12 protein-coding genes are annotated in these 9,947 nt (G+C 67.9%); 11 read left to right on the top strand and 1 reads right to left on the bottom strand.

Translation table 11 applies throughout. The features are described from left to right. Positions 1 to 335: 335 nt before the first annotated feature. The 11 genes from HY726_20800 (at position 336) to HY726_20750 (ending at position 8,143) form a co-directional block, all read left to right on the top strand. The gene (locus tag HY726_20800) at positions 336 to 1,706 is read left to right on the top strand and encodes a sigma-54-dependent Fis family transcriptional regulator (GenBank protein ID MBI4611438.1); all 1,371 of its coding nucleotides are present in this window, start codon (positions 336 to 338) and stop codon (positions 1,704 to 1,706) included. Positions 1,707 to 1,715: 9 nt separating this feature from the next. Next, entirely contained in the window at positions 1,716 to 3,542 is a 1,827-nt protein-coding gene (locus HY726_20795) for a PAS domain-containing protein (protein MBI4611437.1), read from the top strand. Beyond that, the gene (locus tag HY726_20790; GenBank protein ID MBI4611436.1) at positions 3,539 to 3,964 is read left to right on the top strand and encodes a hypothetical protein; all 426 of its coding nucleotides are present in this window, start codon (positions 3,539 to 3,541) and stop codon (positions 3,962 to 3,964) included. The genes HY726_20795 and HY726_20790 overlap by 4 nt, the downstream gene beginning before the upstream one ends. 178 nt (positions 3,965 to 4,142) lie before the next feature. Next, complete coding sequence (locus HY726_20785) at positions 4,143 to 4,532, top strand: response regulator (GenBank protein MBI4611435.1); 390 nt, start codon at positions 4,143 to 4,145, stop codon at positions 4,530 to 4,532. Between the two features lie 112 nt (positions 4,533 to 4,644). Next, positions 4,645 to 4,848 (top strand): hypothetical protein, encoded by a 204-nt coding sequence (locus HY726_20780; GenBank protein MBI4611434.1) that lies wholly within the window; start codon positions 4,645 to 4,647, stop codon positions 4,846 to 4,848. Between the two features lie 174 nt (positions 4,849 to 5,022). Further along, a complete protein-coding gene (locus HY726_20775; protein ID MBI4611433.1) occupies positions 5,023 to 5,433 on the top strand; it encodes a response regulator in 411 nt (136 codons plus the stop codon). A 46-nt stretch (positions 5,434 to 5,479) separates the two neighbouring features. Beyond that, a complete protein-coding gene (locus HY726_20770; GenBank protein MBI4611432.1) occupies positions 5,480 to 5,959 on the top strand; it encodes a hypothetical protein in 480 nt (159 codons plus the stop codon). Positions 5,960 to 6,023: 64 nt separating this feature from the next. Continuing rightward, positions 6,024 to 6,569 carry a DUF3568 family protein gene (locus HY726_20765; protein ID MBI4611431.1) on the top strand — a complete coding sequence of 182 codons (546 nt, stop codon included), beginning with the start codon at positions 6,024 to 6,026 and terminating at the stop codon, positions 6,567 to 6,569. A 17-nt stretch (positions 6,570 to 6,586) separates the two neighbouring features. Further along, on the top strand, positions 6,587 to 7,126 hold the full coding sequence (locus HY726_20760) for a hypothetical protein (protein MBI4611430.1): 540 nt from the start codon (positions 6,587 to 6,589) through the stop codon (positions 7,124 to 7,126). Between the two features lie 38 nt (positions 7,127 to 7,164). Further along, positions 7,165 to 7,413, top strand: coding sequence for a hypothetical protein (locus HY726_20755; GenBank protein ID MBI4611429.1), 249 nt, complete (start codon positions 7,165 to 7,167; stop codon positions 7,411 to 7,413). A gap of 31 nt (positions 7,414 to 7,444) precedes the next feature. Continuing rightward, the gene (locus HY726_20750; GenBank protein MBI4611428.1) at positions 7,445 to 8,143 is read left to right on the top strand and encodes an OmpA family protein; all 699 of its coding nucleotides are present in this window, start codon (positions 7,445 to 7,447) and stop codon (positions 8,141 to 8,143) included. A 442-nt stretch (positions 8,144 to 8,585) separates the two neighbouring features. On the opposite strand, the gene HY726_20745 is transcribed toward HY726_20750, so the two are convergent. Then, positions 8,586 to 9,731, bottom strand: a complete 1,146-nt coding sequence (locus HY726_20745; protein ID MBI4611427.1) for a thiolase family protein — start codon at positions 9,729 to 9,731, stop codon at positions 8,586 to 8,588. Positions 9,732 to 9,947: the final 216 nt, after the last annotated feature.

Genomic DNA, 9,947 nt, shown 5'->3' with positions numbered 1-9,947 from the left:
CGGCATGGCCGACCCCGCCGCGCTCGAACTACGGCGGGAGGTTCGGAAGGGGCGGGTCCCCGCGCCACACCAGCGCGCCAGCGCGGGGGGTCGGCGTGGGTGCGCCCCCCTCCGAGCAATCTAGGTGCGCGGTCTCCGCGAGCCGCTGCCTCGGGCTCGCTGCGTCATGCTACAATTCGCATAAGCTCAGCGAACGATTCAGCGAGATTGCTCCCACGACTCGTCTCAAGAGGGAGCCCCTCGGCGTACCCGCTGGTCGCACTGATCGGCTTCTCCGCCTGACGGGCTGTCCCGGCCGGGGCCCGACGGGCTCGCAGGAACGGAGGCGGGTGTCCATGCAGCGTCGAGTTCTGGTGGTGGACGACGACGCCAACTCGCGAAACGGGCTCCAAGAGCTCCTGAAAGCGTGGGGTTACCACGCAAGCGCCGCGAGCGACGGCGTCGAGGCCCTGGAGCACGTGGCCGAGGAGCGGCCGGGCGTGGTGATCAGCGATCTGGTCATGCCCAGGCTGGACGGCATCGGCCTGCTCGCCGCCCTCAAGCGAGAGTATCCGGCCATCGCGGTGATCATCCTGACCGGTCAGGGGACCATCGAGAGCGCTGTGCAGGCGATGAAAGACGGCGCCTACGATTACCTCACGAAGCCCGTGGACCCGGCGCGGCTACAGGTCCTGCTGGACAAAGCGGCGGAGCGGAGCGAAACGCTCCGGGAGGTCCACCTCCTGCGCCGGCAGCTCCGCCAGCGGGGTGCCTTCGGCCCGTTGCTCGGCAGGTCCCCGGCGATGCAGGAGATCATGCGCCAGATCGACCTGGCGGCGCCGACGGATGCCACCGTCTTCATCCTCGGGGAGAGCGGGACCGGCAAGGAGCTGGTGGCGCGCACGATCCATGATCTCTCCCCGCGGAAGCGCGGACCGTTCGTCGCCATCAACTGTGCAGCCATCCCCCAGACCCTGCTGGAGAGCGAGATCTTCGGCCACGAGAAGGGCGCCTTCACCGGGGCGGGGGAGCGGCGGCAAGGCTGCTTCGAGCTGGCGGACGGGGGAACCCTGCTCCTGGACGAAGTGGCAGAAATGGAGCCCGCCACCCAGGCCAAATTCCTCCGCGTCCTGGAAGAGGGCCAGTTCCGGCGCGTGGGGGGGAAGGCGGAAATCAAGGTCGACGTCCGCGTCATCGGCGCCACCAACAAGGACCCCGGCCGGGCCGTCCACGAGGGAACCCTCCGCGAAGATCTCTATTACCGGCTCAATGTCTTCACGATCGCCCTCCCGCCCCTGCGGGACCGCATGGAGGACCTGCCGGATCTCATTCAGGCCTTCGTCCGCGAGTTGAACGAGCAGCACCAGCGTGCTGCTCGCGGCCTGGACGAGGCGGCGCTCGCCCTGCTCCGGCGGCACCGCTGGCCCGGCAACATCAGGGAGCTCCGGAACGTGATCGAACGCGCCGTGATCGTCTGCCCCGGCGATCTGATCAGCGTGGAACACCTGCCGGCGTCTCTCGCACTGAGCGGGGAAGCAGCCCCGGCGCCTGAGCAGGCGGGGCTGCTCCTCGCCCCCGGGACCACGGTAGAGGAGGCGGAGCGCCAGCTTATCCTGCGCACGCTCCAGTACACGGCGAACAACAAGACACGGGCGGCCCAGCTCCTGGGGATCAGCTTGAAGACCCTGCACAACAAGCTGAACAGGTACAACAGGCCCACCGCCTGACGCGAGCCGGTGAAGATCCGCCTGACGCTTCGCTCCCGCGAAGTCCTCGCCATCACGACGGTGGTGCTGCTCGTGGTCGCGGTCGCCACCGGGGCTCACCTGGCCAGCGTGGCGCGGATCACCCTCCGCGCGGCCGCAGACGAGGGGGAGCTGCTCGCCCGGCAGCTCTTCCATCAGAGCTCCCGGGTCATCGCTGCCGCACGGCCGCCCTCGACCACGGTCCTCGGGCGAGACCCCGGGATCCGAGCCCTGCTCGAGGGGATGGTGGGCTACTCGCACACCGTCGTGTATGCGGCGATCGTGGATCCGGCAGGCCGGGTCGCGGTCCACAGCGATCCTTCCCGCGAGGGAACGCCGCTCCCGCCGCGCGAAAGCCTGGCGACGGTACGCGCCTGGGGCACGCTCCGCATGATCGGCGCCATGCTGGGGGAGCCGCGCGTGTACGAGGCCCAGCTGCCAATGCAGCTGGGCGCGCGGCCCTTCGGGACGGTCCGGGTCGGGATCTCCACCAGCCTCCTGCGGCGCGAGTTGATCGACGCCCTGCTCCGCGGCTTGACCCTGGCGGCGGCGGCGCTGGTGGTCGCCGTCGCCGTGGGGCTTGGCGCGGGGCGCCCTCTGCTCCGGTCCCTGCGCCGGATCGCCCAGGGGATGGAGCGGCTGGCTCGCGGCGAGTACGGCGCTGCGGTGGACCTGACCCGCGATGACGAGCTGGGGGAGCTGGCGGCGCGCGTGAACCGACTGGGTGAGCGGATCCAGGCCGATCAGTCCCAGTGGCAGAGCGAGAAAGCGCAGATGGAGGGGATCATCAACACCCTCGAGGACGCCGTCGTCGTCCTCAACCGCAACCGCCAGGTCATCTTCTGCAATCAGGCGGCAGCGGAGCTCCTGGGCCGACCGATGGAGGAAATGCTGAACCAGCCGCTGGAGGCGTTCTTGCCCGCACAGCACGCCCTCCTCCCCGTGGTGGAGGGGCTGTTCGAGGTCGGGCAGGAGTGCCGCAACGTGCCCATGAAGGTACCGTGCAGGGACGGGCCGACTCGCGAGCTGGCGGCCTCGAGCTACCGGATCCGGGAGGGAGGGCAGGCGGGCGGAGGGGTCCTGGCCCTGAAGGACCTGGACCCGGTCCGCGCCGTCCAGTCGCTCGTGACGTACTCGCAGAAGCTGGCCGCCCTGGGCCGCCTGACCTCCGGAGTGGCCCATGAGCTCAAAAACCCGCTGAACGCCATGCGAATCCACCTGGAGCTGGTGAAAACCCGATTGAAGGCGGGGCAGCCGGAGGTGGGGGAGAACCTGGATGTGATCGCCCGGGAGATTCAGCAGCTGGATCGGGTGGTCCAGGGCTTCCTGAAGTTCGCGCGGCCGCAGGACCTGCGCCTGGCCCCGGTGGACATGAACGCCGTGCTTACCGAGGTCGCGCGCCTCACCGCTCCCGAGGCAGCGCAGAGCGGAGCCCAGATCATCCTGGATCCCGCGCCGCACCTGCCCCGGGCGATGGGCGACGCCGAGTTGCTCCAGCAGGCGTGCACCAACCTGGTGACGAACGCGATCCAGGCCATGCCCCGGGGCGGGACGGTGACGCTCGCGACCCGTCTCCTGCCTCAGGGGGTCATCGAGGTGCGCGTGAGCGACGAAGGGGTCGGCATCCCGCCGGAAGAGATCGAGAAGATCTTCAGGCTCTACTACACGACGAAGTCCGACGGGTCGGGCATCGGGCTCTCGCTGGTCTACCGGATCGTGCAGCTGCATGACGGCCGGATCGATGTGGAATCCACGGTGGGGCGGGGGACGACCGTGATCTTGACGCTGCCGATCACCCAGGCGCGAGCCGTGGCATGAGACGGACTGCCGCCCTGACCCTCCTGCTCGTGGCACTGTCGGGGTGTGCCAAACTTCAGGCGATCTTCAAGCCTCCTCCTCCCGCGCCAGAGCGACCCACGCCCGCGACCACGGCGCCGCCGCCACCAGCCGCACGACCGGTACCGCCGCCGCCGCCGCCGCTGATGCCCCAGATGTCGGCCGAGGAGGAGCGACGCTTCATGGAGGACGCGCAACGCAAGATCGGGGAGGCCGACCGAGCGCTCCAACAACTGGAGGGACGGCAGCTCAAGCCCCAGGAGCAGGAGACATTCTTGACGGCCCGGACCTTCCTCGAGCAAGCCCGGAAGGCATTGACGGCCCGGGAGTACCAGCGCGCAGCGAATCTGGCGAGCAAGGCTCGGGCCCTCACCGACGATCTCGCTGGGAGCACACCGCGATGATGTGATCTGAGAAATTTCTTCCACTCCTTTGATGTAACTTTTGCCCTTCACCCGGACGGCGCCGGACGCGCTCCCATCCCCTCTCCCGATCGAACTCTCAAATTTTCGCCTACTTAGCCCCTCCCCCTCGACCCGGCATGATGGTTGCCTTCTAGCTCCGCAGCAAGCGGAGTCGGAGATGCCGTTACAGATTCTCCTCATCGTAGGCGAGCGAAGCGTCCGGGAGGGCCTACGGGCCATCCTGGCCTCAGCCGGGCACGAGGTGAGCACAGCGGAGGGCATCGCCGGCGCGCTCAGGTGGCTCGCCTCGGGAGAGTTCGACCTCCTGCTGGTGGACGTGGATCTCCCGCACATCCGCGGCGGCTTGCTCGATGTCCGGGACCTGCTCCGCCTGGCCCGCGTCGGACGCTACGGATCCCGCGCCATCCTGATGACTAGCTCCGCCCCGGACCTTCAGCGCGATTTCGGGTCGCACGGGCCGGTGGCGGTGCTGGAGAAACCTGTGGACCTCTCGCGGCTCCGGCGAGAGCTCAAATTGACGGAGACGAGCCCGGCAGGCGTCGCGTGAGGCTCGGGTATGTGAGGCCGCGCGGCTTGAAACCGATCGTGATCGAGCGGCGGGGGCGGGACCTGCCGAGCCTGGTGCGATCCCCTATCGCCGCACCGGCGGAGACTTGGGCGTGTCGCGAGCGAGCCTGGCGGGAGTCATCGAGTACGACCTGCTCGCGCTCAAACGCGCGCTCGAGGCCCGCGGGCTGGAGTGCGACCTCCTCAACTTCCCCGACGATTACTGGAGCCGGGATTTCCGTATAACCCGGTCCAACCTCCTGATCCGCATCCCGGCGCCCGTGCACGCCGCGACGGAAATGGGACTATTGGTCTAGCCGAGAAATTTCTTCCCGCTGGTCCGTGTAAAATCTACACTCGTTCTGGGCCTCGACTGACTCCTCGATCGACATCTTTCTTATTTCTATCAAGTTTTTCATGTAGTTACAGCTCGTCTTCCCGCTGGCACGTACGTTGCCTACCTTCAAACCATGGAGACACCGGAGCGCCAGATGGCCCTGAGTATCCTGCTCGTCGAGCCTGATCCGAATTCGCGCGAGGGGTTGAGAAGCCTCCTCGAAGCTGCAGGACACGAGGTCGGCGTCGCCGAGGATCTCGCCGGCGCGTTCATGCAGCTCTTCTCGGGGCCGTTCGACCTCCTGGTCTTGGATACGGACCGGGCGCCGCGTCGCGAAGCCTCGGTGACAGTCTTCGACCTGCTTCGCCTCGCGCGCAAGGTCTACCGCCCGCAGCCGTGCGGGATCCTGGTCACCAGCAGCGTCGAGGACCTCCCGCGGGACCTGCCGTCGCAGGGAGTGTTCGCCGTGCTGGAAAAACCCGTGGATCTCGCACGGCTGCGTCAACAACTGGAAGCCGCCGAGGCCCGGTTGACGCAGCGGACGAATGCCGTGACAGGTTCTTAACCCCGGAGCGCCGGCAACGCAACCAGCAGGAAAGGAAGCGGTCGTAATGGCAGAGAACATCGGGAACCCCTGGAAGGTGACCGCGATCGCTATGGCGTTGCTCGCTATGGCGCTGGCGATCGTCACCGCCCTCGTCACCGGCGTGGTGGTAGCGAACTGGAAGGGCACAGAGGGCGCAAGGCCTGTGAGCGCCGGGAGCAGAGGCGTGGCGCCTCACGCGGGCCGCAATCCGACGCCTGCTGACATCGAGGCGTGTCGCCACTACGCGAAGTCCCAGGTTCGGAACGCGACCGCCGAGGTGCTCAAAGACCCGGTAGGCGGTGCCATCACGGGTGGCGGAAAGAGCGCGGGCGAGGGCGCCGCGATCGGCGGGGTGGTCGCAGCGACCGCCGCCACGCTCTATGGGCTCAACGAAGCCAGCAAGAACGACGCCCGCTTCGCCGCGGCCTATCGCGCCTGCCTCCGGGGGCTGGGTTACGCCGGCGCCGGCGCGTGGTCCTGGCCGCCGCTGCCCCCCAACGGGTAACCCGTCCGCGCCGGTGACGAGCTCAACCGGTAGTACTGACCTGAGGCAGGTGCCGCGGATTCGCATGGCGCCCCGAAGGCAGACCGACGTCGCTCATTCCAATGGTGCGCCAACGACCCAAGGCCCTGCTGCGGCCCCATCGCGCTGGTTCGCCCTCGCGCTCGCTGCGCTGAGCCTGCTCGGCGCCCCGGGGTGCGCGGCTGTCGGGTTGACGCTCCTCGGGGTCGGGACGGGCGTCACGGCGGGAACCGGTGTGGCTTACACCCTGGACAGCATCGCGTACAAGACCTTCACCACCCCGGTGAACAGCCTGCACAGCGCCACCCTCAAGACGCTGAGGCGAATGGAGATCGCCGTGCGGGAGGACGAGTCCACCGAGGCCGGAAGAAAGATCGTGGCGGTGGCGGCTGACCGCACCATCGAAATCGAGCTGGACCGCCTGACCCCGAAGACTTCCCGCATGCGCGTCAACGCCAAGCACGGCTTGTTCTTCAAGGATCGCGCCACGGCGACCGAGATCATCGTGCAGACCGATCGGATGCTCGAGGACGAGCCGGAGCCAGTCTCGCAAGCAAAACGGACTGCGCCGGCTCCGACGCCCAAGCCATAGCAAAGGAGAACCCGAACATGCTGCGAATCGTCACCATCGCACTTCTGGCCATCGTCGTGGGCGCCGCGCCATCCCGCGCGCAGACTACGACCCCGACTCAGGCTGCCCCCCCGAGCCCGGACGCGGCCTTTGACAGCCTCTCCCCGGGCAACCAGAAGATCGCCCGGGCGCTGTTTGAAGCCCAGAAGCAAGACGCGGCGTCAGCAACATCCACGACGACCAAGGCTCTCACGCTGGATGACATCGCCGCCATGAAGCTCAACGGCAAGGGATGGGGCGTGGTCTTCAAGGAGATGAAGGCTCAGGGGCTGATCCAGGAAAGGAACCTGGGCCAGCTGGTGAGCCGCGCCAACCGTCATGCTCATTCGGAAGCTTCCGGTACCACGATCAGCACGGCAAGCAGTCGGACCGAGGTAGTGGGGAACAAGAGCACCAGCCATGGCGTCCGCGCCGACGGTGACGGCCGGGGGTACGGCCACGACCACGCGGGCGGGCGGCATGGTGTCGGCGCGGGACACGCCGGCAGGAGCGGCCACGGCATCGGGCGAGGCAGGTAAGTGCGGGAGCTTGCATACGCGGAGGGAGGAATCAGCAGATGAAGCGAGTGCTGAGTTTCGGGCTCATCCTGGTCCTGTTTGCCACGGCGGGGTGCGCCAACATGACGCCGAGGCAACAGCGGGCGCTGAGCGGCGGCGCGATCGGCGCAGCAGGGGGCGCAGCCTTCGGCGCCATCGCGGGAAGCCCCACCATCGGGGCAGCCGTGGGCGGCGTGGTAGGCACAGCCGCCGGAGCGCTCTGGGAAGACATCAACAGGGGGCTGAACGGCGGTCAGCAGAAGAAGTAGCCGAGCCTCCCTGGGCTGGAGGAGGGGAATCATGATCCGTCCGGTGCTTATGTCTGCGCTGGCGGGTGCGCTGGTTTTGGCCAGTGCCTGTGCCACCAAGGAGTTCGTCCGGGAGGAAGTTCAGACCGTCCGCGCGGGCCTCGCTCAGGAGCGAGAACGCGTCGGAGGCATCGTCTCCCAAGTCGATGAAGTCAGGGTTCAGGTGCGCGAGGTCGGGACACAGCTTACCGACGTGCGCTCCCTGGCGGACGACGCACGGTCGCGCGCGGGCGAGGCGACCTCCGCTGCGGACCGCGCGAGCCAGGCTGCCGTTACGGCGTTCGCGAAGGCCGAGGCGACCGATCGCCGCCTCAGCCGGCTCTGGGCGAACCGCAACAAGCGCGCCGTGGTCGAAACGCTCACGGTGACCTTCGGGTTCGACAAGTGGGAGCTCGACGATCGCGCCCAGACGGACCTCCTCGACGTCGTGAAGCAGCTCAAGGAGAACGCCGAGCTAGTCGTGGACCTAGAGGGTCACACCGACATGGTCGGCCCGATCGCCTACAACCTGCAGCTGAGTCAGCGCCGGGTGGACGCCGTCCGACGCTTCCTCTTCGGGCACGGGATTGATCTTCCTCGGGTCCAAACGATCGGCCTCGGCTCGGCCCATCCGATCGCGGACAACGCCAGCGCCGAAGGGCGAGCCCGGAACCGGCGCGTGGCTGTCCGGCTCTTCACCCCTGCCGAGTAGGGCTACCGAGCTTCATTCAGACGGAGACAACGTCAGCAGCGGGGAAAAAATCTTCCTGAGGGGGGAGGCGAAGCGGACGTAGCCTGGGGTTATCCCGCCTTCCTCATCGGGCGCCCGCAACAGATCTTCTGAACGGGCGCCGTTCTCCCGCATCTCGCACAGCGAAATAGCGCCACCGGACCCTCCCTCCCGCGGGTGGCACGGCGAGCAGCTCCCACCGTCCTAACACCCTCGGCCGGTGTGCGGGCGGCTGGGACGCCACGCTCGCCGTGCCACCCGTGTCAGCTACCTGCCATCCTTAGGACCCTGTCGGAGCAACACGGTCAATGCGCTCGCGCTCCTGACAGTTCGCCCACCGTTGCCGGTTCCACTCCGAGCGCGGGCTTCGCCCGCGCAGCCGTCGGGGGAGGTTTCGGAGGGGGCCGTCGAGGCCCCCTCCGACTCAAAGTCGCTCGATGATCGTCGCGATGCCCTGCCCGAAGCCGATGCACATGGTCTGGAGCCCGTAGCGCCCGCCCGTGCGCTCCAGCTCGTGGAGCAGCGTGGTCATCAGCTTGGCCCCGGTGCAGCCGAGCGGGTGGCCGAGCGCGATCGCCCCGCCGTTCACGTTGACCCGCGTCATATCGGGGTGCAGCTCCCGCTCCCAGGCCAGGACGACCGACGCGAAAGCCTCGTTGATCTCGGTCACGTTGACCTGATCCAGCTTCAGCCCGGCCTTCTTCAGCACCCGCTGCGTGGCCGGGATCGGCCCCGTCAGCATGATGGTCGGATCCACCCCGGCCAGCGCCGTGGCGATGAACCGCGCGCGCGGGTTGAGGCCGAGCGCCTTCGCTCTGGCCTCTGACACGATCAGGAGTGCCGCTGCCCCGTCGGAGATCTGGCTGGAATTCGCCGCGGTCACGACGCCATCAGGCTTGAACGAGGGGGCCAGGGTCGCCATCTTCTCGCGATTCACCGGGACACGCACGCCCTCATCGGTGTCGAAGACGCTCCCGTCCGGCAACGTCACCGGGACGATCTCGCGCTTGAACCGGCCCTCGGCAATGGCCCGCCCGGCCTTCTCATGGCTCTGGGCTGAGAATTCGTCCAGTTCCTCACGCTTGAGCCCCCACTTCTCAGCGATCAGCTCGGCGGAGAGCCCCTGGGGGATGATCTGGTAACGCTCGGAGAGCTTAGGACTGACCGGCCCTTCCCCCGGCCCCTGGCCGTTCGAGCCCATGGGGACCCGGGTCATGTGCTCGACGCCCCCCCCGATCACGACCTCGTACTGGCCTGACATCACGCCCATGGCGGCGAAGTTCGCCGCCTGCTGCCCCGACCCGCACATCCGGTCCAGGGTCGTCCCGCACACATCGAGCGGGAACCCGGCGATCAGCGCAGCGTTCCGGGCAATGTTGAAACCCTGCTCGCCGACCTGATCCACGCACCCGACCACCACGTCCTCGACCTCGTTGGGATCGATCTTCGCCCGCGTCACGAGCTCCTTCAGGGTGTGGGCCAGCAGGTCATCGGGGCGGATCCCGGACAGCTTGCCGTTCCGCTTGCCGACCGCCGTCCTCACCGCCTCCACGATCACAGCCGTGTGCATGATAACCCTCCTTCGATCGAGCCGATCCGGACGCTGTACCTCGAACAGGTGGCTTCATTCTACCGGGGCGGCTCCGCGGGCGCAAGGCGCCCCCTCTGGCGCCAGCCGTTTCGGATCTTCGCCCAGGATGATGTGGCCGCACGACCGAAATAGCACGGGAAAGCCGCGATCCGGGGCTCGTGAGCCAGCGGGCCCGATCTTCCGAGGGCTGATTGG

Source organism: Candidatus Rokuibacteriota bacterium (assembly GCA_016209385.1).
Taxonomy (GTDB): Bacteria; Methylomirabilota; Methylomirabilia; order Rokubacteriales; family CSP1-6; genus JACQWB01.
The sequence above is the reverse complement of the archived record's forward strand: the minus strand, read 5'-3'. Positions and strand labels throughout refer to the sequence as shown.

Coding starts and splice junctions, on each gene's coding strand:
- HY726_20775 (MBI4611433.1), top strand. CDS start 5,023: ATGGCCCTGAGTATCCTGCTCGTCGAGCCTGATCCGAATTCGCGCGAG.
- HY726_20765 (MBI4611431.1), top strand. CDS start 6,024: ATGGCGCCCCGAAGGCAGACCGACGTCGCTCATTCCAATGGTGCGCCA.
- HY726_20785 (MBI4611435.1), top strand. CDS start 4,143: ATGCCGTTACAGATTCTCCTCATCGTAGGCGAGCGAAGCGTCCGGGAG.
- HY726_20755 (MBI4611429.1), top strand. CDS start 7,165: ATGAAGCGAGTGCTGAGTTTCGGGCTCATCCTGGTCCTGTTTGCCACG.
- HY726_20770 (MBI4611432.1), top strand. CDS start 5,480: ATGGCAGAGAACATCGGGAACCCCTGGAAGGTGACCGCGATCGCTATG.
- HY726_20790 (MBI4611436.1), top strand. CDS start 3,539: ATGAGACGGACTGCCGCCCTGACCCTCCTGCTCGTGGCACTGTCGGGG.
- HY726_20750 (MBI4611428.1), top strand. CDS start 7,445: ATGATCCGTCCGGTGCTTATGTCTGCGCTGGCGGGTGCGCTGGTTTTG.
- HY726_20800 (MBI4611438.1), top strand. CDS start 336: ATGCAGCGTCGAGTTCTGGTGGTGGACGACGACGCCAACTCGCGAAAC.
- HY726_20745 (MBI4611427.1), bottom strand. CDS start 9,731: ATGCACACGGCTGTGATCGTGGAGGCGGTGAGGACGGCGGTCGGCAAG.
- HY726_20760 (MBI4611430.1), top strand. CDS start 6,587: ATGCTGCGAATCGTCACCATCGCACTTCTGGCCATCGTCGTGGGCGCC.